The organism is Yersinia bercovieri ATCC 43970 (assembly GCF_013282745.1).
In the GTDB taxonomy this organism is placed as follows: domain Bacteria; phylum Pseudomonadota; class Gammaproteobacteria; order Enterobacterales; family Enterobacteriaceae; genus Yersinia; species Yersinia bercovieri.
The window spans coordinates 1,858,983-1,884,104 of record NZ_CP054044.1; the positions used below are offsets into that span (position 1 = coordinate 1,858,983).

Sequence of the window (25,122 nt, forward strand, 5' to 3'; positions counted from 1 at the left end):
CTAATGGCACGTTATTTCCGTCGTCGCAAGTTCTGCCGTTTCACCGCGGAAGGCGTTGTAGAGATTGATTATAAAGATATCGCTACGCTGAAAAACTATATCACTGAAAGTGGTAAAATTGTCCCGAGCCGTATTACCGGTACTCGTGCAAAATTCCAGCGTCAGCTCGCTCGTTGTATCAAGCGCGCTCGCTACCTGTCTTTGTTGCCGTACACTGATCGTCATCAGTAATCGGCCACTGTCCATTAACGACTTTGAGAGGATAAGGTAATGCAAGTTATTCTGCTTGATAAAGTAGCAAACCTGGGCAGCCTGGGTGACCAAGTGAACGTTAAAGCGGGCTACGCTCGTAACTTCCTGGTTCCACAAGGTAAAGCTGTTCCGGCAACTAAGAAAAATGTCGAGTTCTTTGAAGCACGCCGTGCAGAATTGGAAGCCAAATTGGCTGACGTTCTGGCTGCAGCTGAAGCTCGCGCAACCAAAATTAACGAACTGGGCAGTGTCACTATCGCTTCTAAATCTGGCGATGAAGGCAAACTGTTCGGCTCTATCGGTACTCGTGACATCGCTGATGCTGTAACTGCAGCTGGCGTTGCCGTGACCAAGAGCGAAGTTCGTCTGCCGAATGGCGTTCTGCGTACTACTGGTGAGCATGAAGTTCACTTCCAGGTACACAGCGACGTGTTCGCAAAACTGAACGTGATCGTGGTTGCAGAAGCGTAAGTTTCGCTGCTGTTAACCTGCTAAAACGCCAGCCTCGTGCTGGCGTTTTGCTTTTTGGTCAATAGGAAACTCACTGTTAATGAGGCTCTCGCTGAGGTGTCAGGAGGTCGATTCCTGCGGTAAAATATCAAATTTACACTCTTCAGCAGCCACATCTGAACAGAGGTAGATTTCAAGGAGAGGGGATTGTTGGTACTTCCAGTGAGGTTTTCCACTGATGGATACCAACCAGGTCTTGTTATCGTAGTACATGTCTATCTGCTTACCCTCGGTCTCCAGGTTATAGGTACACTTTTGAAAATTCCCCTGATCAATGAGGCTACCTTTATCTCTATCACTATCGAGAATCAATAGCGCTTCGCTGAAATCTTTAATAGCACTTTGCGCGGGAAGGGTGCCTTGCAAGAGGCCAATCCATTCTCCACCCTCCGCAGTTTTAGCGGTATAAGCTGCCCCTACCTGTGTGATGGTATCAATCGCTGGGCAATGCTGGGTGGCGAATAGGCTAAACGGCGTAAGTAGTAATACAAAAGCTAAATTATATTTCATATCATAATCACTCCCTTTATTTATGAATATGGCTATCTGGTCATGGATGGGGTTAACCATCCAGAAAACAACCTAATTCGGGAGAGACAAAGTGGCAATATCAAAGAAAATAGGGGGTGAGCTAGAAGTTAGGGTGGTGGTTAACGGTCACGGCGATAGCTGCCATCACTCTGCCGAGTAAACAGCACTTCGGTATTCGCGGTGGTTTCAATGGCCAGTGCGGCGACCACGCCTTGTGCATCCAGCATGATTTTGACCTCTTGCCCCGCTTTCAGGTTGCTCAGTGGTTTATCACTGCCCTCAACCTGCGCCATCGCAAAGACCTCATTGACCGGCAGATTATTGTCACGGAATAGCTGCGCCAATGTTTTCCCTGATTGAATCTGATAACTCTGCCACTCTCCTTGCAATGTATTAGGCGTCACGGGAGGAGCCACCGTTGGGGGTGGCGGAGCATCAAGATTATCCTGTAATTGGGCCTGTAGTGGCACGTCAGTGGACGGTGCGCTAATGGGGAAGGAGCGGTCGGTATTATCGCGTGATACCGGCCACAGCAGTGCCAGCAGCAACACAGCGGTGACGATGATTATCCAGCGACGGTGGAAGAGCGGTAATGGCTCCATCCACCGAAAACTGTCCGGCAAATGCCAGATTTTTAGCAGTAGCCCTTTGATGCCGGTTTCCGGTCTAGCTGTTGCCACGGTTTCAGGGGTGACACTATTTTCCGTAGCGGCAATATCCTCAGCAGGGGCGGTCTGTTCGGATGCACTCACTTCGGACATCAGACTTTGGTCATCGGCCACTTTAGGATCCGGTAGGATCTTCTGCCTGATCGTCAACCAAGTGTGCAGCAATGGCTGATAAATCCGATTACTCTTCCTTCTCCTGGGCGCGATTCTGCCCATGCTGACCTCTCTTCAACGGCGTAAAACGACATAAATAATAATATGGCGGTGAATCCTATAGTCTTCTAAGTATATACCCTTCCTACCTGAAATTGCCGCGTTGCTAACTGCTTGATGGCAAAAGGCAGGAGATTATAATACCTAAAAGGGGTATTTCCCGTTAGCCTGCTGCCATTGTTTCTGTTTCTTCGACAAAAGTCATCATTCACAACGCAAGATTTTACCGCGCTCCCCTGCTGCTGTTATGCTTGCGGCTTCGACATGAATAAGCGACTAAAGGAAAATCCATGACAACCCCTTCTTTTGATAGCGTTGAAGCGCAAGCGAGCTACGGGATTGGTTTACAAATCGGGCAGCAATTGCAAGAGTCCGGGCTGGAAGGTTTATTGCCAGAAGCACTACTGGCAGGTTTGCGTGACGCGATGGAGGGGAATACACCGACTGTCCCTGTTGATGTGATACATCGCGCATTACAAGAAGTACATGAAAAGGCTGATAAAGTACGTGTTGAGCGCCAGCAAGCATTGGTCGAAGAGGGGAAAACCTTTTTGGAAGAGAATGCCAAGCGTGATGACGTCACCACCACTGAATCTGGCTTGCAGTTCTCGGTGTTGCAGGCAGGCGACGGCCCGATCCCATCTCGTCAGGACCGTGTTCGTGTGCACTACACTGGCCGTTTGGTTGATGGTACGGTATTTGATAGCTCGGTTGAGCGCGGTCAGCCAGCAGAGTTTCCGGTCAGTGGCGTTATCCCTGGTTGGATCGAAGCGCTGTCCATGATGCCTGTTGGCGCTAAATGGAAGTTATACATCCCCCACAATCTGGCCTATGGCGAGCGTGGCGCGGGTGCAACTATCCCACCATTTAGCGCATTGATGTTTGAAGTAGAGCTGCTGGAAATCCTGTAATTCTTATCTTTTCCAGATGCAGTGTTATGACAAAGGGCGACGTGATGTCGCCCTTTGGCTGTTTATTTGTTGTGATAATCAATGCCCGCTAAATTATTCCCCCTTGAGTGCACGCGGGAACAGCAAATTATTTTCCAGATGAATATGTTCCATCAGATCAGTCATAAATTCATTGATGCCTGTGTAGAGCGCACGCCAGGTATTGCAGGCGCCATCTGGTGGGGTCACATTTTGTGTCAGCTGTTTTACCACTTCCAACTGTAGCCCAACCGCATCGTGTTCAGCTTCCATCACAAATATCGGGCCGCCCGCCTGAGAACCCATACCCCGCTGGATCATCGGGAACAGGATCTGCTCCTCTTTGTACATATGCTGGGTCAGCTCTTCTAAAATGGCGGTGAGTTCTGCTGCTAACCCACGTGGACATGCCGGCTTTTCGCCATGTACCCGTTCAACTTTCTCCGCCATCAGAATCAATTCCGGCAACTGCTCGCGATGGCGGTTATGGTAGCGGCTGATAATGAAATCAATGAGGTTTGTCAGCGGCTGCTGTTGCCAATCTTCAGCTGATTGCGGCTCAGCTTGTAATGCACTCAGCTGTGCTTCCAGCTCATCAATATCCAACTCTAACTTATTCGCTGCGCGTAATAGTGTTTGCTTACCCCCACAACAGAAATCGAGTTGATAATGACGAAATAGCTTTGTAGCCCGTGGAATGGCGATAGCCAGCGCACCCAGAGATTGATTGCGGTAATCCATAATGACACCTCATTGAGTAATTAAATATCTATAAGATGTATAATAAATACATGTTATAGATTGCGATATAACCATAAAGAGGTATTCAGGTAACCACAGCACCCGCTAGAGCGCTGTGGTCAGAGATTATTTATGCTGTAAATCGAGTCGATAAACTTCAAAACCAATCTCATCATGGCCCTGTGCTGTCATCGGATACTGCGCTTTTTGCTTAATAAACTCAGCGGCTTTGGTGCTTGGTGAGGTTTCAAAGCGGATATCCAGTGGCTGTTTGCTCTCCAGCGTTGCCAGACGCCAGTTGTTATCAGCTTGTGGGGTCACCTGCCCATGTTTTTTGGTTTCAGCGCTGATATAGGCAGACAGCACGGCCCGGTTTTCATCCGGTGACGCGAAAGCAATATGGCTATCCCCTGTTCCGGCAAACTTACCGCTGTAAGCACGGTAATTATTGGTGGCGATCAGGAATGTGGCCTTTGGATCGATAGGTTTACCATTAAATGTCAGTTTTTTAATACGCTCGGCTTTATCATTAATCAGCGCGCATTCGCCGTCATAGCGTGCCGGCTGGCTAACATCTATCTCATATTTAACACCATCAATGACATCGAAATTATAGGTGCGAAAACCATCCCAATTGATCAGCGGTTGCGGCTGACGGCTGTTCACATCAATTTGATTAAATTGCGCCGCAGAGCACTCCAGCCACTGTTTCACCTCGGCACCACTGGCTTTCACCACCACCAGCGTATTTGGGTAAAGGTAGAGATCGGCGGCATTGCGGAAGGTCAACTCCCCTTTTTCCACTTCGACAAAACTGGCGGGATCATTTTTGCGGCCACCGGCTTTAAACGGCGCAGCGGCAGAGAGCACTGGCAGTCCGGCCAAATCAGGGTCGCCCTGGATAAAGTGTTCGGTATAGGCGCGCTGGGCATTATTCACGATCTGAACTGTTGGGTCGTCCTGAATCAGCGCCAGATAGCTGTACATATTGTCTGACGCTTTGCCGATCGGCTGGCTAACAAAATCCCGCGTCCCCTGATGGTCTGCCGCCAGCACTTTCACCAGATCCGCATTTTCTGCCGCCAGCGATTTTTGCGCGGTTTTATCGTAAATAGGGCGAGCTTCCGCTTTAGCCTGAGTCACCTGCCACTGGCCTTGGTCGTTATTCAGCACAAAATCGACGACCCCTAGATGATCACCCCACTGGCCCGGCATCACCGCCGGAATACCGTTTAACGTGCCCTGCGCGATATCTGCACCTTTAATGGCGGCAAAATCTTTGCTTGGGAAGATGGCGTGGGCATGGCCGAACATGATGGCGTCAATGCCCGGCACCTGGCTGAGGTAATAAACCGAGTTTTCCGCCATGGTTTTATAGGGGTCACTGGAGAGGCCAGAATGCGGGATCGCCACCACTAAATCCGCCCCTTGCTTGCGCATCTCCGGCACCCATTTTTTAGCGGTTTCGGTGATATCGTTGACGGTAACTTTGCCGCTGAGGTTCGCTTTGTCCCAAATCATTACTTGCGGAGGCACAAAACCAATATAGCCGATGCGCAGGTTATGGGTTTTTCCCTCGCGATCTTTCACTGGCGTGTCGACAATCAAATAGGGCTGGAATAGCGGTTTACCACTCTTAACATCAATCACGTTGGCATTCACATAGGGGAATTTGGCACCCGCCAGTGATTTTTTCAGGTAGTCCAAACCGTAGTTAAACTCGTGATTACCGATGTTACCCACCGCATAATCCAGTGTATTCATCGCCTTATAAACGGGATGAGTCTCACCCGCCTTCAATCCCTTAGCAGCCATATAGTCGCCAAGTGGGCTGCCCTGAATAAGATCACCATTATCCACCAGTACACTGTTGGTCGCCTGCTGGCGAGCCGCTTCAATCAGACTTGCGGTGCGCACCAGGCCGAACTTCTCGGTAGGTTTATCTTTGTAGTAATCGAAATCCATCATGTTGCTGTGCAGGTCGGTGGTTTCCAGAACGCGCAAGTCAACAGTGGCGGCCTGTGCGCTGGTCACCGACACGGATGTGGCAACAGCAATCAGGCTGGCAAGCAGGGATAACGTCAGGGGACGCTTGAACATGGCTTTCTCCATTAAGAACTATTAGACGTGTATCGCAAAAGAACATGTAACTTTAAATAATTGCTAAAGCAAAGTGTGAAGTTTGGCAGAAAGTAGCAGCGGATACCGCGCAGAAGTTCACAGTTGTAGCAGGTTAATGCCACTGATTTTATAAGCAGTTTTCTGGCAAATATGGCTATTTAGCAGGAATATTATTAGTCTGCAGGGGGTGGATAAGTCTTGAGATGATTCATGCTTTACGTTCTAAAATGAATATAAGACCAGTGAACAGTTCCAGGAGCCACTATCGATAACGTGTATTCTGACTATCAATATTCAATACCAAGGGGTGGATGATGTTAGAGCAAATTTGCCAGTTAGCCCGCGAAGCAGGCGTGGCGATTATGGCGGTCTATCAGGGTGATAAGCCCCTTGATGTGGCCCATAAAAAAGATGATTCACCGGTGACTGCGGCTGATCTCGCGGCTCACCAGATTATCAAAGCCGGATTAGCCACATTGACCCCTGACATTCCGCTGTTGTCTGAAGAGGACCCACCGGCTTGGGAGGTGCGTCAGCATTGGCAGCGCTATTGGCTGGTTGATCCGCTGGATGGCACCAAAGAGTTTCTGAATCGCAATGGCGAGTTTACCGTCAATATTGCATTGATTGATAAGGGTGAGCCGGTACTGGGCGTGGTGTACACCCCGGTGACTGAGGTGATGTACAGTGCCGAAAATGGTCAGGCCTGGAAAGAGGAGGGTGGGCGGCGTATGCAGATTCAGGTGCGTGATGCACTGCCGCCGCTGGTGGTCGTGAGTCGCTCCCACAGCGATGCTGAACTGGAGGATTATCTGGCGCAACTGGGCGAACATCAGACAGTATCGGTCGGTTCGTCACTCAAGTTTTGTTTGGTGGCAGAAGGGAGGGCCCAGCTCTATCCTCGCTTTGGGCCAACAAATGTGTGGGACACCGCGGCGGGACATGCCATTGCCCTTGCTGCCGGAGCACAGGTTCACGATTGGCAGGGTAAACCGCTTTCTTATATCCCACGTGAATCATTCCTGAACCCCGGCTTTAGAGTGTCGCTATTCTAATCTATTGCTTAACCAACTGGTGCAGGTGGTCGATGACCTGCTGCACCTCTTCTGGTGTCAGTGCGCCATCTTTGACAAAATTCACATTCCCTTGCTGATCCAGCACCACGATGGTGGAGCCTTTATCCGCTAAGGCCCATGCCTTTTTGACATTGCCGTTGCTGTCGACCACAAACTGCGACCAAGGGAATTCGCGTTTATTGCTTTCAATGCTATTACGCACAAACATGGCGGTGCCAATAATGGCGTCATCAGTATTGACGATTGTCGTCGTTTGGTAATGTTCGTGTGGCAGATTAGCGTGCTTGATGGCCTCCACTAAGGGCGCATTCAGCTCTTTTGCTGAGGTTCGCCCAGCAATATGCTGGATGACTCGCACTTTGCCAGGCAGTTGCGAGCTATTCCAGTTTTTATAGCTAAACTGATCAGTAGCCTTATCGTAATTCAGTTCACCTTTATCGCTGACACCAACCGGTGGGACACGTTGGTTGTTTTGAATGGAATGGGCGCTGACCAGTAGCGGTGTGAATAGTAGCGACAGTATCAGCAGGCTATTTTTTATCATGTAATGTCCTTGGGGATCTTATGGGTAGACTCGACTTATCCCTGAATGCAGGCTACAGGTAAGTTTTCCAATCATAGGTGCTGATCAGTGGTCTGTCCTGTCAGTTGAAAAAAATTATTTCCACCAGTAACTAGATGGTTATTCTGTTAATAAGTCTAATTTTATCCATCTGGTACTGTAATTTTATGTAAACCCAGCATCAATGACTGAATATGGGGGAACTTAAGCCCATACTCTAGGTCTATTACTCTGCAATTATCTTACGCTACCTGTGATCTTGGTCGCTAATGCGCCAGAGGGTGTGTATTGGTGTTATGGAGGAAAGTAAAACAATGAGGATCTTCCCACGTTACAATCCGGCAAAAGTCGCGATGTATGTTAAAACGTTATTCCGTGGCCGTCTGTACATCAAGGATATGGGGGCTTTTGAGTTCGATAAAGGTAAGATTTTAATCCCGAAAGTTAGGGATAAGCGCCACTTTGAAGTGATGTCGGAAGTGAATCGGCAAGTGATGCGTTTGCAGTCTGAAATGGGCTGACACCCACTTAATTGAAGTGGCAGCGTTGTTAGCAGCACAGGTGCTGTCTAGCTGTAACTCCAATGACTTTGGGTATGACACTACTCTGAACAAAATTAATTGCGGCCCCTATATTGGGGCCGCTAATGTTTTACCGGGTAACTCACTCAAGCAATAGATTTACGCATCACTACTTTCGTGCGGGGCTTTTGGCAGTATAGGTGCGGGTAGGTCACTGAGTTTGGTCACCAGTAACTGATCGATTTTGTAGCTATCGATATCCACCACTTCAAATTTGTAACCAGCATACTTGACGAAATCAGTGCGCTTTGGAATTTTGCGCAGCATATACATCATAAAGCCGCCGATGGTTTCATAATTACCCGATTGGGGGAACTCATCAATATGCAGTACGCGCATGACATCTTCAATTGGGGTGCCCCCCTCAATCAACCATGAGCTTTCATCACGGGCGACAATCTGTTCTTCCTGCCCTTGCCCTACCAAATCGCCCATCAGCGTGGTCATCACGTCATTCAGGGTAATTATCCCAACCACCAATGCATATTCGTTGAGAATAACGGCAAAATCTTCACCGGCAGTTTTAAAGCTCTCAAGCGCCTCAGAGAGTGTCAGGGTGTCTGGGACAATCAGTGCTGAGCGAATTTGCACTCCACTACTCAGTACCAGACTCTGGTTACCCAATACTCGGTTCAGCAAGTCTTTGGAGTCAACATAGCCCACTACCTGATCGATATGCCCATCGCAGACCAGGAATTTTGAGTGTGGATGGGTGGAAATCTTCTCTTTTATGCTGTCTTCGCTCTCCCGCAGATCAAAATAGATCACACTTTCGCGCGAGGTCATGGAGGAGGGTACTGTGCGAGACTCTAACTCGAAAACGTTTTCAATCAGCTCGTGCTCTTGTTTGCGTAACACGCCGGCCAATGCACCAGCCTCTACCACGGCATAGATATCATCCGAGGTGATGTCATCATTGCGAACCATTGGTAGCTTAAATAGACGGAAGATCAGATTCGCCATCCCATTGAAGAACCAAACTAATGGGCGACAAATCATCAAACAGAAGCGCATCGGGTTGACGATCCGAACGGCAACCGCTTCAGGCGAAATCATCCCGATGCGTTTCGGAGTTAAGTCGGCAAACAGAATAAATAAGCTGGTGACCAGAACGAATGAGCAAATAAAACTGACCTGGTCGGCAAGCTCAGGTGACATAAAGCGTTCAAACACCACTCTGAAAGAGGGCGAGAACGCCGCATCACCGACGATACCCCCGAGGATGGCAACGGCGTTCAGGCCAATTTGCACCACGGTGAAGAAAATCCCCGGCGTCTCCTGCAATTTAAGGACCCGCGCGGCGTTGATATCGCCATCGTCGGCCAGAAGTTTTAACTTAATTTTGCGTGAAGCGGCCAATGAAATTTCTGATAACGAGAAAAAGGCGCTCACCGCAATTAAAAAAAGAATCAGTAAAATACTGTTTAACATAATCTATCCGTGTCGTACCGACGATGCGCCGGCGATCGTAAGGAAGGGCCATACTGTTTAATTGGGTTAATTCAATTGGTTCAATGCTGAATTCAAGATAGCGGTAGAAAACCGCTTTCGGGCTGAGTGAACAGCCCGAAAAGAGTATAGCAGCAGCGATAAGAGCGCCGCTAGCCCTACAAATTGGGCGGCATACAAACACCAATGCCACCCAGCCCACAATAGCCATGTGGATTCTTGTACAAATATTGCTGATGGTCATCCTCGGCATAGTAAAACGGTAGGGCAACGGCAATCTCACTGGTAATCGCCCGATGGTCACCGGCTTGCGCCATCGCTTGCTGGAACTGGGTTTTGCTCTCGTTAGCTTGTGCTTCCTGCTCAGGAGTCAAAACGTAAATCGCTGAACGATATTGTGTGCCGATATCACCCCCCTGGCGCATTCCCTGAGCCGGATCGTGATTTTCCCAGAAGATCTGCAATAGCTGTTTATAGCTGACGATGGCAGGATCAAAGACCACACGAACCACCTCGGCATGGGCGGTACGGCCGCTGCAAACCTCATGGTAGGTCGGGTTTGGTGTATAGCCACCGCTGTAACCGGCTGCGGTGCTATAGATGCCCGATTGTTGCCAAAACAGGCGTTCGACACCCCAGAAGCAGCCCATGGCGAAGATGGCCACTTCCATCCCCTCAGGGATATGGGTCATTGAGTGACCATTCACCACATGGAGAGTTGCGACCGGCATTGGCGTCAGTCGTCCCGGCAAAGCATTTGCCGCATCAATGACGGCAGATTTATCAAAATTTTGCACCAAAATAGCCTCCTGTGTGTACAGTGAATCCTAAGTTTACAGTAAATTACTAACAAGATGTTTACAGTGAATGGCGATAGACAGTTGTATCTGACTACGAGTTTGCACACAATAAGAGCCATCCTGCGATAATGTAGCGGTTTAAAGTGAAATTTTAGGCATAACGCGTTTAAATCGGACTTTAAGTGCGGGATGATTGTGTCAGTGACGAAACGTCCGTGAGATGGTTTTTTACAGGAATGTATACCCAATAGGTTTCAATATGCGGGAAGGCGCCGGCCACCGATAACCTGAAACATAAAGGGAATAAAATTAATTAGGAGCGCGCGTGCCACGATACCCAATCTTGTGTTTTTTGTGCGTATTGCTCGCCACACCTCTCGCCTATGCTGCCAATGTGCGGTTGCAGGTTGAAGGTCTTAGCGGGGATTTAGAGAGAAACGTCAGGGCACGTTTATCCACAATTGGGACTGATGAAGTCACCGCTGATGGCCGTTTCCGCTCGCGGGTGGATGAGGCTATTCGTCAGGGGCTGCGCGCTTTAGGCTATTACGACCCCACTATCACCTTTGATTTGCAAGAGCGCCCAGCGCCTGCTCGTTCTGTTTTGATTGCCAAAGTGGTTCCCGGCGAACCGGTATTGATTGCTGGTGTTGATATCGTCCTGCAAGGCGGGGCGAAAACAGATCCCGACTATTTGGCACTGGTGCGCCGCGATACCCCAAAAATAGGCTCAGTCCTCAATCATGGTGATTTTGATAATTTCAAAAGTTCGCTGACCGGTCTGGCACTGCGCCGTGGTTACTTCGACGCCAATATGATCAAAAGCCAGTTGGGTGTTGCAGCCGAGCTGCGCAAAGCATTCTGGGATATCGATTTCGACAGCGGAGAACGCTACCGCTTTGGCAAAGTTGTCTTTCAGGGATCGCAAATCCGCGAGGATTTCCTGCAAAATTTAGTGCCTTTTCATGAGGGTGAATACTACACCTCTGATGAGCTAGCCGAGCTAAACCGCCGTCTGGCGGCGACTAACTGGTTTAACTCTGTGGTGGTCTCACCTGATTTCCGTGATGCGCGAAAAACCAAAATCCTGCCACTTGATGCGGTTGTCACCCCGCGAACAGAAAATACGATCGAACTGGGGGGCGGCTATGCGACTGATGTGGGGCCGCGCCTAACCGGCAGTTGGCGCAAACCATGGATGAACTCCTACGGGCACAGTCTGACCACCAGTACCACGCTCTCCGCCCCTGAGCAGACACTGGATTTCAGCTATCGTATTCCGCTGATGAAGAGTCCGCTGGAACAGTATTACCTGCTACAGGGCGGGTTTAAGCGCACTGACCTCAATGACACCAACTCTGATACCACCACGCTGAACGTGGCTCGATTCTGGGATCTCTCCAGTGGTTGGAAGCGCTCGGTTAACCTGCGTTGGAGTCTGGATCACTTTACCCAAGGTAGTGTCACCGACACCACCATGCTGCTCTATCCGGGGGTGAGTATTAGCCGTACCCGCCAGCGGGGCGGGGCGATGCCAGTCTGGGGGGATAGCCAAAATTATTCCATTGACTGGTCTGATACCACATGGGGGTCAGATGTCGATTTCGGCATATTCCAGGCGCAAAACGTCTGGATTCGTACCCTGGGCGAGAAAAACCGCTTTGTGGTGCGCGGTAATTTGGGCTGGATCGAAACCAATAATTTTGACCGTGTGCCCCCCTCACTGCGCTTCTTCGCTGGGGGTGACCGCAGTATTCGTGGCTATAAATTCCGAGATATCTCACCACGCGACAGTGAAGGCAAGCTGACCGGTGCCTCTAAATTGGCCACCGGTACACTCGAATATCAATACAACGTGACGGGCCGCTGGTGGGGCGCGGTATTCGTCGATTCAGGTGAAGCCGTTAATGACATTCGCAAGAGTGATTTCAAAACCGGTGCCGGGGTGGGGGTACGTTGGGCCTCTCCGGTCGGCCCGATCAAGCTGGATATCGCCAAACCTATTGGTGACAACACCGCACATGGCGTGCAATTTTACATCGGTTTGGGGCCTGAACTATGAGGTGGATAAAGAGACTTAGCATCGCATTTTTGCTCATTATCCTGCTGTTGGTGGGGGCGCTGGCGGGTCTGCTTGGCACCACCAGTGGTTTGCATTTGCTGATTAACAGCGCTGCGCGTTGGGTGCCGGGCCTGGATATTGCCAGTGTCAGCGGCGGCTGGCGTGATCTCACCCTAAAAGGTGTTCAGTACCAAATGCCGGGTGTCACCGTGCAAGTGGGCCAATTTCATCTCTCATTGCAGCTATCTTGCCTCAAGCGTAGCGAGCTATGCGTCAATGCCCTGACCGCGCAAAATGTAGATGTGGTGGTCGATACCAAAGCCCTGCCTCCTGCGGCAGAAACACCGGCTAGCACTGAGCCGATGGGTGAGCTGAGTACCCCGTATCCCATCACTTTGCGCATGTTGTCGCTGAATAATGTCAAAGTCGCCATTGATGACACCGCGATTTCGTTGGATGAATTCCGCACTGGCGCGCACTGGCAGCAGCGGGCGCTCAACTTAATGCCAACTAAAATCAGTGGGTTATTGATTGCATTGCCGAAAACGGTGCCCGCCATCGTCCCTGATGCCGCCAAACCGGCGGTTGAAACCGCCATTGCGGTAAAAGAAGCGGTTGAGCAGCAAGCGGCACCCCCTGCCCCTACCGCGCCGGAGACCCCGTTCGGTGAAAGTTTAAAAGCCTTATTTGCCAAACCGTTATTACCAGAGCTGCCGGACTTCCGGTTGCCACTGGATTTGCAGATTAAATCGATCAGCGGGCAGCAGCTTAGGCTGACGGGTGATACCGATGTGCTGATCAGTAGTCTTTTGTTGCAAGCCAGCACTCAGGATCAGCGCATCACACTGGATACACTCGAGATTAAGTCGCCACAGGGCGGGCTATCAGCCCAAGGTGAGGCGACGCTGGCGGATAAGTGGCCGCTGAGTATGGTGGTCAACAGCACATTGAACGTGGAGCCGCTGAAAGGCGAGAAAGTGAAGCTGACCCTCGACGGCGCATTACGCGAGCAACTCAAGGTGGCGCTGAATTTATCTGGCCCGGTGAGTGCGCAATTGGATGCCGAGGCCTCACTGGCGCAGGTGGGTTTGCCATTGGCGCTAACGCTGCAAAGCAAGCAACTGCGCTGGCCGCTGGCGGGGGAATCTGAGTATCAAATCGATAATCTCAGAATGCGCCTCAACGGACAGGCGACGGATTACGCACTTTCGATTCGCGCTGAATTGAAAGGCAGCGACTTACCGCCTGCGGTATTGACGTTCGATGGCAAAGGAAATATCGAGCAATTCAATCTGACACGTTTACGTCTGGCGGCGCTGCAAGGTAACACTGACCTGACCGGTGTGGTGGACTGGAGCAAGGCGGTGAGTTGGAACTCGGTATTGACCCTGTCGGGCATTAACACCGCGAAACAGTGGCCGGAGTGGCCAGCAAAACTGAGTGGCAAGATTGTGACGCGCGGCAGTATCCACGGCGGTAGCTGGCAGTTACAGGTGCCGGAGCTGACGCTGGACGGTAATGTGAAACAAAACCGGGTGACGGCTCGTGGTTCATTGACGGGGAATGCGGCGGGTCAGTGGCATATTCCGGGCATCAATCTGGCATTGGGCCGTAATAAGCTGGATGTGAGAGGTGATCTTAACGATCAATGGCAGCTTGATGCCAATATTGATGCGCCACAGCTGGACGGGGCGCTGCCTGGATTGGCCGGTGTGGTGAAAGGGACGTTGAGATTACGCGGCAACCTTAAAGCGCCGCAACTGCTGGCGGATCTCACCGCCAACCGCCTGCAATGGCAAGAGTTGAGCATCAATCGAGTGAGGGTTGAGGGGGACGTCCGCTCGACAGATCAAATTCAGGGTCAGCTCGCCATCAGGGTTGAGCAGCTCAAGCAAGCCGATTTAGTGGTCAGCCTATTGACGCTGGATGCCCGTGGCAGTGAAAAGCAGCATCAGTTGCGGCTGAATATGCAGGGTGAGCCGGTGTCCGGTCAACTGGCCTTGGAGGGCAGCTTTGACCGTCAACAAGAGCGCTGGCGCGGTAGCCTCAACAATACGCGCTTCGATACACCGGTAGGTGAATGGCGTTTAAGTCGTGCCATCGCCCTGGATTACCAAAATACTCTACAGCGGGTCACTATCGGGCCGCATTGCTGGCTTAATCCGAATGCGGAGCTTTGTGTCCCAAGGGCTATCGAAGCTGGCCCTAGCGGGCAGGCGAGTGTGGTGCTTAATCGCTTTGATTTAGCCATGATAAAACCTTTCCTCGGCCCGGATACCACCATGAGCGGGGTGTTCACTGGGCGGGCTGATGTCAGTTGGAAAGCGGGTGGCAGCCTGCCAGATGTGCGGATATCACTCAGTGGTAACGGCGTCAAAGTGCAGCAAGTGGTGCAGGGTAATCCGCTACCCATCGCATTTGAAACGCTGAATCTAAATGGCGGGTTGGCCAATGGGCAGGTGCGGGCCGACTGGCTTATCAAGCTGGTGAATAATGGTCAGTTCTCAGGGCAGGTGCAGGTCGCAGACCCGGAAGGGCGGCGTAATTTATCCGGTAACATTGCTATCAGTAATATCTCGCTGGCAATGATTAATCCGATTCTCAGTGATGGTGAAAAAGCCGCTGGCCTACTCAATGCCAATCTCCGTCTGGGGGGAAGTGCCAAAAACCCATTAGTTTTCGGTCGGTTAGCACTGGATAATGTGGATGTCGATGGCAGTTGGATGCCATTTGATATTACCGAAGGGCGGCTGGTGATGAACTTCGACGGCATGACCTCAACGTTGGATGGCTTGATTCGCACTTCTCAGGGGCAGCTCAATCTCTCCGGCGATGCCGATTGGCGTGATATCAATGCCTGGCGCGCCCGAATCGCGGCAAAAGGCAACAAGTTGCGTGTCACTATCCCACCGATGGTGCGGATAGATGTCTCGCCAGATATTGTTTTTGAAGCCACGCCGCAGCTGTTTACTCTTAATGGTTCGGTGGATATCCCGTGGGCGCGTATCACGGTGCAGGAAGTGCCTGAAACGGCGGTCGGTGTCTCATCAGATGAAGTGATGCTCAATAACGATCTGCAGCCAATTTCGCCCCGCTCGACCAGTATTCCTATCAACAGCAATCTGGTGATTCGGGTCGGTAATGATGTTCGCCTGAATGCCTTTGGCCTGAAAGCCCGCTTGCAGGGCGATTTGAAAATGGTTCAAGATCAGCGCGGGTTAGGTTTGAACGGGCAAATTAATATCCCATCCGGTAGCTTCCGGGCTTATGGGCAGGATTTGATTGTCAATAAAGGGGTATTGCTATTCTCCGGCCCGCCGGATCAGCCGTTGCTTAATATTGAAGCCATACGAAATCCTGATGCGACCGCTAACGGTGTCACCGCTGGCGTACGGGTGACAGGGATGGCGGACTCGCCACGGCTGGAGATATTCTCAGATCCCGCGATGTCACAGCAAGAGGCGCTATCTTACCTATTACGCGGGCAGGGGCTGGGTAATTCAGGGGCCGACAGCGGCCTGATGACCTCAATGCTGGTCGGCATGGGGGTTGCACAAAGTGGTAAACTTGTGGGTAAAATCGGCGAGGCATTTGGTGTCAGCAACCTGGCACTGGATACTCAGGGGGTCGGCGATAGCTCGCAAGTGGTTGTGAGCGGCTATGTCACCAAGGACCTGCAAATAAAATATGGTGTGGGTATATTTGACTCGCTGGCAACGTTAACATTACGTTATCGGTTGATGCCAAGGTTGTATCTGGAAGCGGTGTCTGGTATTGATCAGGCATTAGATGTGCTTTATCAGTTTGAGTTCTAACAATGCGAATTATTGTCTACGGTAGTTTACGACGCAAACAAGGTAATAGTCATTGGATGACGGACGCTCAGTTGCTGGGCGAACATGATCTCGAGGGCTATGAAATGTACAATTTAGGTCACTATCCGGCGGTTATCCCCGGAGACGGCACTGTGCATTGTGAAGTTTATCGCATTAACTCGTCGATTATGAATGAGTTAGATGAGCTTAAAAGTAATACCAAAGATTATCGGCGCGAATTGATTCAGACGCCATATGGCAGTGCGTGGATATATCTTTATCGTTTACCGATCGAAGGGGTGCCACGCATCTACAGTGGCGATTGGCTCAAACGCCATGAAGAGAGTGATAAGCCGTAACCTTGGGATGTAGCCAATACGGGTTTGACATAAAAAAGCACCGCCCAGATGAGCGGTGTTTTTTTTCGGCTAAACAAAGAGTTACTTCTTCGCACGCTCGAAAGAAGACAAGATCTCGGCTTTAGCAGCTGCGGCATCTTCCCAACCGTCAACTTTTACCCACTTGCCAGTTTCCAGATCTTTGTAATGCTCAAAGAAGTGCTTAATCTGCGCTTTCAGCAGTTCTGGCAGGTCTTGCACGTCTTTAACGTGATCGTACTCTTTGGTCAGTTTGCTGTGCGGAACAGCCACCAACTTGGCATCTTCACCTGCTTCATCAGTCATTTTCAACACGCCAACTGGGCGGCAACGAATAACGGCACCAGGCTGCAGCGGATAAGGTGTTGGCACCAGCACATCAACCGGGTCCCCATCTAATGACAAGGTGTTGTTGATGTAGCCGTAGTTGCATGGGTAGAACATGGCGGTAGACATGAAACGGTCTACGAACAGAGAGCCACTCTCTTTATCGATTTCATATTTGATCGGGTCAGCGTTAGCAGGGATTTCGATCACCACATAAATATCTTCTGGCAGGTCTTTACCTGCGGGTACGTCGTTCAAGCTCATGTCGGTTTCCTTTTATCAAACCAGAAATGGAGTGCTGGCTATTATAGCCAAGTCTTATGTGAATTCCCGCCCTTTTCACTGCTATACCACGGTGAGATTGCCTGAATCAGGGCCATTTCACTGAGATAAAATCCCGTCATTAGCTAAATGCATCTATTTTAAGCTGTTTTTCCGGTGATAGTTCAAGCCGCTCCACGTATAGCCGATAACTTAATCAAACAATAAGAGAGTCCGCTGTACTGCTAACGCTTTGTAATCTTAACCATTTGCACACAACCGGAAAAAAACCGATGTTAAAAAAGATTACCATTAAGAGTGGGCTGATTGCCCAGTTATGCCTTATGTCGTTGATTCTATTAGTTGTCAGCGTGATCGGAATTAATTCAATTCAGGAAAGCTCACGCTCATTGCAAATCATCAATCAAATTCAGGGGGAGGAATTAGGCTCTTTGTCGAATAGCTTCACTGCCACATTGAGCGCCAGAACTGAAGCAGCACTGGCGATCCATCAACTAGAAATTGGTTTGATTGATGAGTCGTTACAAACTGCAAAGCAGGCAGAAGGCTCACTGGCATTATCGCAAAAAGAGATGGCACGTTTTGTTAGCGCGGTATCTGAGCGGGGAGACGGACAGGAGCTGGCGACTAACATTCAAAAAAGCTATAAAAATTATGTTGATAAAGGCGTATTACCTATGCTGGCCGCCATCAAGGCGGGTTATGCAGACGAGTATTACGAGGTGCTGGAAAAGAGTATCACTGATATCAGCAATGCTTTTAATAGTGATGTTGCGACTTTTCGCCGCTATGCACTGGATGCCGGCCAACTGCAAATTGATCAAGCTAACAGTGCCGCCAAAATCAAGTTGGCGATCATTGTCGCCGCGGGTGTGATCACTTTGATCTCCGCAGTGCTGGCATGGTTTGCACTTAAATACATTATTTTGCAGCCCCTGGAGCAATCAATTCATCAGTTGGAATTTATAGCTTCTGGTGATTTGACCCACAATATCAACAGTGAGGGCAATACAGAACTGGCGCGGCTAGCCAAAGCGCTACAGGTCATGCAGCAATCGCTGGTGGAGTCAGTGAGCAATGTTCGCGATGTTGGTGGACAGATAGGTATTGGTTCGCGGGAGTTGGCGGCGGGTAACACACATTTGGCGGAACGCACTGAAGAGTCGGCATCTTCACTGGAGCAAACGGCGGCCAGCATGGAGCAGTTGACCTCGACGGTAAAAATGAATGCTGAAAACTCTGATCAGGCGAATCGTTTGGCGATGAGTGTATCGGACATTGCCAATAAAGGCAGTGAGGCCGTCAGCCATGTGGTCGATAAGATGCAGGCGATTACCTCCAGTTCAAGACGTATTTCCGACATCATTGCTGTGATTGACGGCATTGCATTTCAGACCAATATTCTGGCGCTGAATGCTGCGGTCGAAGCCGCCAGAGCAGGTGAGCAGGGGCGTGGTTTTGCTGTGGTCGCCGGCGAAGTCCGTAATTTGGCCCAGCGCAGTGCGCAATCAGCTAAAGAGATCAAAGATCTGATTGTTGAGTCACAAAATAGAGTGCGGGAAGGCGCGGACATGGCGGAGTCTGCGGGTAAAACCATGCATGAGATCGCCAGTGAAGTCAGTCGGGTGACGGCATTGATGCGTGAAATATCAGCTGCAAGTTATGAGCAGAGTAGTGGGATTGAGCAAGTAAATGTGGCTATTGCGCAAATGGATCAGGTTGCTCAGCAGAATGCGACATTGGTTGAACAAGCTGCGGCCGCAACGCGCTCATTAGAAGAGCAAGCAGATGCATTATCAGCCAGCATGGCGGTATTTAAATTGCATGGGGATAAGCTGGCGCTTGAAGCATAAAAAAAACAGCGGCTTAGGGGCCGCTGCTCTCTATCGCCAACGGCTAATTACTTGGCTTCTTCATCCGGGAATTTGGCAATAAAGCCTTCCGCATCTTCAACCATGGATTTGGTTCCCACGAAGAACGGCGCGCGCTGATGCAGTTTCTCCGGCACGATATCCAGAATGCGGTTAACCCCATCGGTTGCTTTACCACCGGCTTGTTCCGCCAGGAACGCCATTGGGTTGCATTCGTACAACAAACGCAGTTTCCCTTGTGGATGGCTGGCGGTACTTGGATAAATATAGATGCCGCCTTTCAACAAGTTACGATGGAAATCGGCAACCAGTGAGCCAATATAGCGTGAAGTGTATGGGCGCTGGGTGGCCTCATCCTGCTCCTGGCAATACTTGATGTATTTCTTCACACCTAGTGGGAATTTAATGTAGTTCCCTTCGTTGATGGAGTACATGCAACCGGTTGCGGGATAACGCACTTTTTCGCCGGATAAACAGAAAACCCCCAGCGACGGATCATAAGTGAAAGTATGAACGCCATAACCGGTGGTATACACCAACATGGTTGAAGAGCCGTAGACCACATAACCTGCCGCCACCTGCTTGGTGCCAGGTTGCAAGAAGTCAGCTTCAGTAATGGGTGTGCCAAATGGGGTGATGCGACGATAGATAGAGAAAATAGTACCGACGGATACATTCACGTCAATATTTGATGATCCATCCAGCGGATCCATCAGAACCACATATTTGGCATTTTCTGCCCGCCCGCCGTCAAAGATAACAATGTCATCTTCTTCTTCAGAGGCGATACCGGCAACTTCACCGCGTGCTTTTAGCGCCGCTTTCAATTTTTCATTGGCAAACAGATCCAGTTTCATCTGGTCTTCGCCCTGAATATTGGAAACACCGCTGGCACCTAAAATATCAACTAAACCTGCTTTGTTGATATCACGATGAATAATCTTTGCGCCGAGTTTGATTGCTGAAAGTAATGCAGTTAATTCGCCGGTGGCGTGAGAGAAGTCTAGCTGTTTCTCAACGATGAATTCGCCTAACGTTTTCATGACTCAATCCCTGGATCTACGGTTAAATATCGATTTATTAACGAACAACTCACCTGATGGCAGCAGTGTAGCCCAAAGATAAGAATGATTCATAGGCAATTCCATTTCTTCTCTTTGATTCTGAGCGGTAGAATAGCTGCAAACTCGAAGCTTATTAATACGGAAAATTTATGCGCATTCACATATTAGGTATCTGCGGCACTTTTATGGGCGGTCTGGCAATGCTTGCTCGTTCATTAGGTCACGAAGTGACGGGAGCGGATGCTAACGTGTATCCACCGATGAGCACACTGCTGGAGAATCAAGGAATTGACTTGATTCAGGGATACTCTCCGGCTCAACTGAATCCCGCACCGGATTTGGTGATCATCGGTAATGCCATGACCCGTGGTAACCCTTGTGTTGAGGCCGTGTTAGAGCAAGGAATTCCTTATGTTTCCGGGCCGCAATGGCTGCATGACCATGTGTTGCCAGAGCGCTGGGTATTGGCGATAGCCGGCACTCATGGCAAAACCACCACGGCGGGAATGGTTACCTGGATACTGGAAGCCTGTGGCTATGAGCCAGGTTTTGTGATTGGCGGCGTACCGGGCAATTTCGATGTCTCAGCCCGTTTAGGCAACAGCCCATTCTTTGTTATTGAAGCCGATGAATATGATTGCGCCTTCTTTGATAAGCGCTCTAAATTTGTTCATTACAGCCCAAGAACGCTGGTGATGAATAATCTTGAGTTTGATCATGCTGATATATTTGATGATCTTAAGGCGATTCAGAAGCAATTCCACCATCTGGTGCGTTTAGTTCCCGGTAAAGGCAAAATCATCGTGCCAGATAATGATAATCATCTGAAGCAAGTGATGGCGATGGGGTGCTGGAGTGAGCAAGAGTTGGTGGGTGAAACGGGCAGTTGGTTTGCACGTAAAGTTTCGACCGATGCCAGTGTTTATGAAGTGTTTCTCGACAATGAGTTAGTGGGCGAGGTCAGTTGGTCACTGGTGGGTGAACACAATATGCATAACGGCCTGATGGCCATCGCCGCCGCCCGTCATGTGGGGGTCTTGCCAGCAGATGCTTGTCGGGTTCTGGGTGATTTTATTAATGCCCGCCGCCGCTTGGAGTTACGCGGCGAAGCCCATGGTGTCATGGTTTATGATGATTTTGCTCATCATCCAACCGCCATACTCGCTACTTTGGCGGCACTGCGCAGTAAAGTCGGTGGCACCGCACGGATTTTGGCTGTTTTAGAGCCGCGCTCTAACACCATGAAATTGGGGTTATGCAAGAATGAGTTGGCACCTTCATTGGGTCGTGCGGATGAAGTGTTTCTGTTCCAACCGCAGCATATTCCTTGGCAAGTGGTGGAAGTGGCGGAAGCCTGTATTCAGCCGGCGCATTGGAGTGCTGATATCGATACATTAGTTGATATGATTGTGAAAACAGCCCAACCCGGTGATCACATCTTGGTGATGAGTAACGGCGGCTTTGGTGGTATTCATGACAAGTTATTGAGTTCACTGAGTAAAAAAGCAGAGTTAGAAGCTGAGTCTCAGGATTAGGCAGGATAAAAAAGCCCCCGTATAGCGGGGGTAAAGGGTTCGTCGGATAGACGACAAGGGATTATTCTGCTGCGGTGCTCAGTGGGCTAACCGGTTCAATTAATACTCTATTCAGTCGGTTTAAAATTAATTTTCTCTCTATTTTCAACCGATTGAATAAACCATCAAACTCGAAAGTATGCCCCTCGAACGGGGCATATACTTTCATTCTTAGCACATACTTTTATTTGTAAGCTTTAGCCGTAGCGTGCCAGTTATTTTCTTCACGCACTTCGATGATTTTATAAGCTTTCGCGCCCATTGCATCTGCTTTATCAGACAGTGCCTGACGGATATCAGAAGGTGCGCCATTAAGGCCACTGACGGTAATGGTGCCAATTGGTTGCATGTTAGCGGCTTGAGAATCATTGATAGAATCAGCTGCAAATACACCAAATGACAGTGCAGATAGAACGCTCATGGTTGCGATAGTAGTTTTAATATTCATGTTATTGCCTCTATTTATTCTTTTATCACTTCGAAGGAAGTGTGATTTACGTCACGAAAATGAGTATACATCTAGTAACTGAGAATATTAATAGCGTACTAATAATATTTAACGTCACTTTATCGGTGGTTACTACTTTTTAAGAACGAAAAGGAATAAAAAATGGCTAAAAAACAGCAGGGTTTAGTTAAAAGCTAATATTTTCAAACGGATAAGTGCTTTTGACTAAAAGTGCGAATGGATGTGGTGAGTTTGACCATAGAGAGACAGAAAACAGTGCTATTTTGTGGTTTTAAAATGATTAAGCAGTGAAATACCCTATTTAGCTGTGGGGAGTTAGGATGGGTAGTTAGGGGCCGTAGGCGTTAAATAGCAACAATGCGGCACCTATGGCCGCATTTATACACATCAGACAGTAAAGAGTGGTATTAAAGCTCTTGCTCGAATAGCCCGAGGATGGCTTCATGCAGCTGTTTAACAGTAAAACCCCTGGCTGGTGTGGTGAAGATAGTATCATCACCGGCAATACTCCCCAGAATACCTTCAGCCTTGCCTAATGAGTCCAGCAGGCGGGCGATCAACTGGGCTGCACCTGGGCTGGTATTAATCACAACCACTGAATCATTATAATCAACATCTAGCACCAGATTTTTTAGCGGGCTGCTAGTTGTTGGTACGCCTAACTCGGCGGGTAAGCAGTAAACCATCTCCATTTTTGCATTACGCGTCCTGACTGCGCCGAACTTGGTCAACATGCGCGAAACTTTGGATTGGTTAATATTTTCAAAACCTTCTTCCTGCAAGGCCAAAACGATCTCACCTTGAGAACTGAATTTCTCTTCTTTCAATAACGCTTTGAACGCCTTGATAAGATCTTCTTGTTTTGCGGGATTACGCATTTGTTATGCCCTGAGTAGTCAACAGTGAATAGGATTATTATGCATATAAATGAATTTTTATTCAACATGACTCTGGAGTTTTGGTGATAAAAGCATTGATATCAAGGAATGGCGAAATTTTAACATCATCATACTGTTACGATTATGCTAAATCAGCACTTATTGAGATTTAGTTTAAGTAATCAAAATGTTATTAAAATGATGTTGTTTTGATGTTGCAGAAGGGTGTAATGTAACCGCGGATTAACCTGTCATGAATACTCCAGTAAATTTTAGAATAATGTGCGCTATATCATTAACGAATAAGCGATTTAATCTAAAATACATAAGCTCTATGCGCCTTTTTGATGCGTGATATCTCAATCTGACTGTTAATAGATTGTGTTTAAAATTACAATAAATTAAGGTGCGTAACTAGATGAATTCACGGCAAATTTAAATTAAATATAATAAGGAGTATAGGATGAAAGTTGCAGTTCTCGGTGCCGCTGGTGGTATCGGCCAGGCCCTCGCTCTTCTTCTCAAGACCCAGCTTCCTTCAGGTTCAGATCTCTCTTTATATGATATCGCGCCAGTAACCCCTGGTGTTGCGGTTGATCTGAGCCATATCCCGACCGCTGTTAAGATCAAAGGCTTCAGCGGCGAAGATGCTACCCCAGCACTGCAAGGGGCCGATATTGTTCTGATTTCTGCTGGTGTTGCTCGTAAACCAGGCATGGATCGTTCAGATCTGTTCAATGTTAATGCCGGTATCGTTCGTAATCTGGTTGAGCAAATTGCGCGTACTTGCCCTAACGCTTTAATTGGCATCATTACCAACCCAGTTAACACGACGGTTGCGATCGCCGCAGAAGTACTGAAAAAAGCCGGTGTTTACGACAAAAACAAATTATTTGGTATTACGACACTGGATACCATTCGCTCTAACACCTTCGTTGCTGAATTAAAAGGTAAGCAGCCTCAGGATATCGAAGTGCCCGTTATTGGTGGTCACTCTGGGGTTACTATTCTGCCATTGTTGTCACAAATTCCAGGCGTTAGCTTTACAGAGCAGGAAGTTGCCTCTCTGACTAAGCGTATTCAGAACGCGGGGACTGAAGTTGTTGAAGCAAAAGCCGGTGGTGGGTCAGCGACACTCTCTATGGGGCAGGCTGCGGCACGATTTGGCCTTTCTCTGGTTCGTGCTCTGCAAGGCGAAAGCAATGTGGTTGAATGCTCTTACGTTGAAGGTGATGGCAAGTATGCTCGCTTCTTTGCGCAACCAATCCTATTGGGTAAAAACGGCGTTGCGGAACGTAAAGACATCGGGAAACTGAGTACTTTTGAGCAACAGGCGCTGGAAAGTATGCTTGATGTATTGCACCAAGATATCGAGTTGGGCGAAAAGTTCGTCAATAACTAATATACCTTTTTACATGGCGTTGCTAGAGGTGCAAACAATCCCCGTTCATCGACTCACTAATTTGAGCTAGCTGATTGGAGTTTTGTTTGTTTACCACCTCATCGCAACGCCACTGACTCTGGGTATAGATAGCAATATGTAAAAGTAGGGGTAGCTCTACCCTTAAAATGACATTATCAACCGCCGAAGCAACTCATCGGCGGTTTTTTTATGACTTGCCGTATCCGCACTTTTCGGTCGAGAAGGGCTCCTGTTTTAGAATCAAAATAGCGTGTTGGCCAGATTTCTGAAGGATGAATATTCAGACATTCTGCAATCAACCACTCCCCCTTTGGCCAGGGGCGAGTCAATGCATTGGCAAGTGTGGATGAACTTAATCCCGCTTTGCGAGAAAGTGCGGCCAGAGTTGTACCTTCTTTACGTAGTGCAGCAATGATGTCGGCTGGGTGCCAATCAGATTTCCTTAAAATCATCTTTAATCCTTTTTTTTTCTAAGCAGCTGACGCGTTAGTGATATAAATAACGGTACATTGTTAATCGGAACGTGAACACAAAGTGACCATTTAGA

Annotated in this window: 23 protein-coding genes; 11 read left to right on the top strand and 12 right to left on the bottom strand. The window is 49.0% G+C overall.

The genetic code is table 11. The features are described 5' to 3' along the window. Nucleotides 1–3: 3 nt before the first annotated feature. Complete coding sequence (gene rpsR / locus HRK25_RS08360; protein ID WP_005272652.1) at nt 4–231, top strand: 30S ribosomal protein S18; 228 nt, start codon at nt 4–6, stop codon at nt 229–231. Between the two features lie 39 nt (nt 232–270). Continuing rightward, entirely contained in the window at nt 271–723 is a 453-nt protein-coding gene (gene rplI / locus HRK25_RS08365; RefSeq protein WP_005272649.1) for a 50S ribosomal protein L9, read from the top strand. A gap of 99 nt (nt 724–822) precedes the next feature. Here rplI and HRK25_RS08370 read toward each other — a convergent pair whose 3' ends face one another. Then, the gene (locus HRK25_RS08370; protein ID WP_032897169.1) at nt 823–1,272 is read right to left on the bottom strand and encodes a DUF3757 domain-containing protein; all 450 of its coding nucleotides are present in this window, start codon (nt 1,270–1,272) and stop codon (nt 823–825) included. Between the two features lie 140 nt (nt 1,273–1,412). Continuing rightward, nucleotides 1,413–2,177 (bottom strand): OapA family protein, encoded by a 765-nt coding sequence (locus HRK25_RS08375; RefSeq protein WP_032897156.1) that lies wholly within the window; start codon nt 2,175–2,177, stop codon nt 1,413–1,415. A 287-nt stretch (nt 2,178–2,464) separates the two neighbouring features. Here HRK25_RS08375 and HRK25_RS08380 point away from each other — a divergent pair, with 287 nt between their 5' ends. Then, the gene (locus HRK25_RS08380; RefSeq protein ID WP_005272644.1) at nt 2,465–3,085 is read left to right on the top strand and encodes a BamJ family beta-barrel-assembly machinery protein; all 621 of its coding nucleotides are present in this window, start codon (nt 2,465–2,467) and stop codon (nt 3,083–3,085) included. Nucleotides 3,086–3,178: 93 nt separating this feature from the next. On the opposite strand, the gene ytfE is transcribed toward HRK25_RS08380, so the two are convergent. Next, a complete protein-coding gene (ytfE, locus tag HRK25_RS08385; RefSeq protein ID WP_005272643.1) occupies nt 3,179–3,844 on the bottom strand; it encodes an iron-sulfur cluster repair protein YtfE in 666 nt (221 codons plus the stop codon). Between the two features lie 126 nt (nt 3,845–3,970). After that, nucleotides 3,971–5,956: a bifunctional 2',3'-cyclic-nucleotide 2'-phosphodiesterase/3'-nucleotidase gene (locus tag HRK25_RS08390; protein ID WP_005272642.1), complete on the bottom strand. Its 1,986-nt coding sequence runs from the start codon at nt 5,954–5,956 to the stop codon at nt 3,971–3,973. 323 nt (nt 5,957–6,279) lie between these two features. Between HRK25_RS08390 and cysQ the strand changes: the two genes are divergently transcribed. Continuing rightward, nucleotides 6,280–7,020, top strand: coding sequence for a 3'(2'),5'-bisphosphate nucleotidase CysQ (gene cysQ, locus HRK25_RS08395; protein WP_032897153.1), 741 nt, complete (start codon nt 6,280–6,282; stop codon nt 7,018–7,020). 1 nt (nt 7,021) lies between these two features. On the opposite strand, the gene HRK25_RS08400 is transcribed toward cysQ, so the two are convergent. Then, nucleotides 7,022–7,585 (bottom strand): YtfJ family protein, encoded by a 564-nt coding sequence (locus HRK25_RS08400; RefSeq protein WP_005272640.1) that lies wholly within the window; start codon nt 7,583–7,585, stop codon nt 7,022–7,024. A gap of 332 nt (nt 7,586–7,917) precedes the next feature. On the opposite strand from HRK25_RS08400, the gene HRK25_RS08405 reads away from it, so the two are divergent. Further along, nucleotides 7,918–8,124, top strand: coding sequence for a DUF1107 domain-containing protein (locus HRK25_RS08405; protein WP_032897150.1), 207 nt, complete (start codon nt 7,918–7,920; stop codon nt 8,122–8,124). 159 nt (nt 8,125–8,283) lie between these two features. On the opposite strand, the gene paeA is transcribed toward HRK25_RS08405, so the two are convergent. After that, nucleotides 8,284–9,615 carry a polyamine export protein PaeA gene (gene paeA / locus HRK25_RS08410; RefSeq protein ID WP_004875441.1) on the bottom strand — a complete coding sequence of 444 codons (1,332 nt, stop codon included), beginning with the start codon at nt 9,613–9,615 and terminating at the stop codon, nt 8,284–8,286. Nucleotides 9,616–9,791: 176 nt separating this feature from the next. Next, nucleotides 9,792–10,430 carry a peptide-methionine (S)-S-oxide reductase MsrA gene (msrA, locus tag HRK25_RS08415; RefSeq protein WP_005272635.1) on the bottom strand — a complete coding sequence of 213 codons (639 nt, stop codon included), beginning with the start codon at nt 10,428–10,430 and terminating at the stop codon, nt 9,792–9,794. Nucleotides 10,431–10,758: 328 nt separating this feature from the next. Here msrA and tamA point away from each other — a divergent pair, with 328 nt between their 5' ends. From tamA to HRK25_RS08430, 3 genes are read left to right on the top strand one after another with little or no spacing between them, the layout of a single operon-like run. After that, complete coding sequence (tamA, locus tag HRK25_RS08420) at nt 10,759–12,495, top strand: autotransporter assembly complex protein TamA (protein ID WP_032897144.1); 1,737 nt, start codon at nt 10,759–10,761, stop codon at nt 12,493–12,495. After that, nucleotides 12,492–16,310 carry an autotransporter assembly complex protein TamB gene (gene tamB, locus HRK25_RS08425; RefSeq protein WP_032897141.1) on the top strand — a complete coding sequence of 1,273 codons (3,819 nt, stop codon included), beginning with the start codon at nt 12,492–12,494 and terminating at the stop codon, nt 16,308–16,310. Before tamA ends, tamB begins: the two co-directional genes overlap by 4 nt. A gap of 2 nt (nt 16,311–16,312) precedes the next feature. Continuing rightward, nucleotides 16,313–16,669, top strand: coding sequence for a gamma-glutamylcyclotransferase family protein (locus HRK25_RS08430; protein ID WP_032897138.1), 357 nt, complete (start codon nt 16,313–16,315; stop codon nt 16,667–16,669). Nucleotides 16,670–16,750: 81 nt separating this feature from the next. On the opposite strand, the gene ppa is transcribed toward HRK25_RS08430, so the two are convergent. After that, nucleotides 16,751–17,278, bottom strand: coding sequence for an inorganic diphosphatase (ppa, locus tag HRK25_RS08435; protein ID WP_005272626.1), 528 nt, complete (start codon nt 17,276–17,278; stop codon nt 16,751–16,753). A gap of 290 nt (nt 17,279–17,568) precedes the next feature. Here ppa and HRK25_RS08440 point away from each other — a divergent pair, with 290 nt between their 5' ends. After that, nucleotides 17,569–19,149: a methyl-accepting chemotaxis protein gene (locus tag HRK25_RS08440; RefSeq protein ID WP_005272624.1), complete on the top strand. Its 1,581-nt coding sequence runs from the start codon at nt 17,569–17,571 to the stop codon at nt 19,147–19,149. Between the two features lie 47 nt (nt 19,150–19,196). On the opposite strand, the gene fbp is transcribed toward HRK25_RS08440, so the two are convergent. Further along, nucleotides 19,197–20,210, bottom strand: a complete 1,014-nt coding sequence (gene fbp / locus HRK25_RS08445; protein ID WP_004875434.1) for a class 1 fructose-bisphosphatase — start codon at nt 20,208–20,210, stop codon at nt 19,197–19,199. Between the two features lie 170 nt (nt 20,211–20,380). Between fbp and mpl the strand changes: the two genes are divergently transcribed. After that, the gene (gene mpl / locus HRK25_RS08450; RefSeq protein ID WP_005272622.1) at nt 20,381–21,766 is read left to right on the top strand and encodes a UDP-N-acetylmuramate:L-alanyl-gamma-D-glutamyl-meso-diaminopimelate ligase; all 1,386 of its coding nucleotides are present in this window, start codon (nt 20,381–20,383) and stop codon (nt 21,764–21,766) included. Between the two features lie 223 nt (nt 21,767–21,989). On the opposite strand, the gene yhcN is transcribed toward mpl, so the two are convergent. Both yhcN and argR read right to left on the bottom strand, forming a co-directional pair. Further along, complete coding sequence (gene yhcN / locus HRK25_RS08455) at nt 21,990–22,253, bottom strand: peroxide/acid stress response protein YhcN (protein WP_032897135.1); 264 nt, start codon at nt 22,251–22,253, stop codon at nt 21,990–21,992. Between the two features lie 428 nt (nt 22,254–22,681). Beyond that, nucleotides 22,682–23,152 carry a transcriptional regulator ArgR gene (gene argR / locus HRK25_RS08460; RefSeq protein WP_004707043.1) on the bottom strand — a complete coding sequence of 157 codons (471 nt, stop codon included), beginning with the start codon at nt 23,150–23,152 and terminating at the stop codon, nt 22,682–22,684. Between the two features lie 463 nt (nt 23,153–23,615). Between argR and mdh the strand changes: the two genes are divergently transcribed. Continuing rightward, nucleotides 23,616–24,554, top strand: a complete 939-nt coding sequence (gene mdh, locus HRK25_RS08465) for a malate dehydrogenase (protein WP_005272617.1) — start codon at nt 23,616–23,618, stop codon at nt 24,552–24,554. A 176-nt stretch (nt 24,555–24,730) separates the two neighbouring features. On the opposite strand, the gene HRK25_RS08470 is transcribed toward mdh, so the two are convergent. Next, nucleotides 24,731–25,027 (bottom strand): helix-turn-helix domain-containing protein, encoded by a 297-nt coding sequence (locus HRK25_RS08470; protein ID WP_032897131.1) that lies wholly within the window; start codon nt 25,025–25,027, stop codon nt 24,731–24,733. Nucleotides 25,028–25,122: the final 95 nt, after the last annotated feature.

Bases quoted from the DNA above. Each gene is read 5' to 3' on its own strand.
- fbp (WP_004875434.1), bottom strand. From the start codon at position 20,210: ATGAAAACGTTAGGCGAATTCATCGTTGAGAAACAGCTAGACTTCTCT.
- rpsR (WP_005272652.1), top strand. From the start codon at position 4: ATGGCACGTTATTTCCGTCGTCGCAAGTTCTGCCGTTTCACCGCGGAA.
- ppa (WP_005272626.1), bottom strand. From the start codon at position 17,278: ATGAGCTTGAACGACGTACCCGCAGGTAAAGACCTGCCAGAAGATATT.
- HRK25_RS08390 (WP_005272642.1), bottom strand. From the start codon at position 5,956: ATGGAGAAAGCCATGTTCAAGCGTCCCCTGACGTTATCCCTGCTTGCC.
- paeA (WP_004875441.1), bottom strand. From the start codon at position 9,615: ATGTTAAACAGTATTTTACTGATTCTTTTTTTAATTGCGGTGAGCGCC.
- rplI (WP_005272649.1), top strand. From the start codon at position 271: ATGCAAGTTATTCTGCTTGATAAAGTAGCAAACCTGGGCAGCCTGGGT.
- HRK25_RS08405 (WP_032897150.1), top strand. From the start codon at position 7,918: ATGAGGATCTTCCCACGTTACAATCCGGCAAAAGTCGCGATGTATGTT.
- ytfE (WP_005272643.1), bottom strand. From the start codon at position 3,844: ATGGATTACCGCAATCAATCTCTGGGTGCGCTGGCTATCGCCATTCCA.
- HRK25_RS08430 (WP_032897138.1), top strand. From the start codon at position 16,313: ATGCGAATTATTGTCTACGGTAGTTTACGACGCAAACAAGGTAATAGT.
- HRK25_RS08440 (WP_005272624.1), top strand. From the start codon at position 17,569: ATGTTAAAAAAGATTACCATTAAGAGTGGGCTGATTGCCCAGTTATGC.
- HRK25_RS08370 (WP_032897169.1), bottom strand. From the start codon at position 1,272: ATGAAATATAATTTAGCTTTTGTATTACTACTTACGCCGTTTAGCCTA.
- mpl (WP_005272622.1), top strand. From the start codon at position 20,381: ATGCGCATTCACATATTAGGTATCTGCGGCACTTTTATGGGCGGTCTG.
- tamB (WP_032897141.1), top strand. From the start codon at position 12,492: ATGAGGTGGATAAAGAGACTTAGCATCGCATTTTTGCTCATTATCCTG.
- HRK25_RS08470 (WP_032897131.1), bottom strand. From the start codon at position 25,027: ATGATTTTAAGGAAATCTGATTGGCACCCAGCCGACATCATTGCTGCA.
- HRK25_RS08400 (WP_005272640.1), bottom strand. From the start codon at position 7,585: ATGATAAAAAATAGCCTGCTGATACTGTCGCTACTATTCACACCGCTA.
- yhcN (WP_032897135.1), bottom strand. From the start codon at position 22,253: ATGAATATTAAAACTACTATCGCAACCATGAGCGTTCTATCTGCACTG.
- HRK25_RS08380 (WP_005272644.1), top strand. From the start codon at position 2,465: ATGACAACCCCTTCTTTTGATAGCGTTGAAGCGCAAGCGAGCTACGGG.
- cysQ (WP_032897153.1), top strand. From the start codon at position 6,280: ATGTTAGAGCAAATTTGCCAGTTAGCCCGCGAAGCAGGCGTGGCGATT.
- mdh (WP_005272617.1), top strand. From the start codon at position 23,616: ATGAAAGTTGCAGTTCTCGGTGCCGCTGGTGGTATCGGCCAGGCCCTC.
- argR (WP_004707043.1), bottom strand. From the start codon at position 23,152: ATGCGTAATCCCGCAAAACAAGAAGATCTTATCAAGGCGTTCAAAGCG.
- HRK25_RS08375 (WP_032897156.1), bottom strand. From the start codon at position 2,177: ATGGGCAGAATCGCGCCCAGGAGAAGGAAGAGTAATCGGATTTATCAG.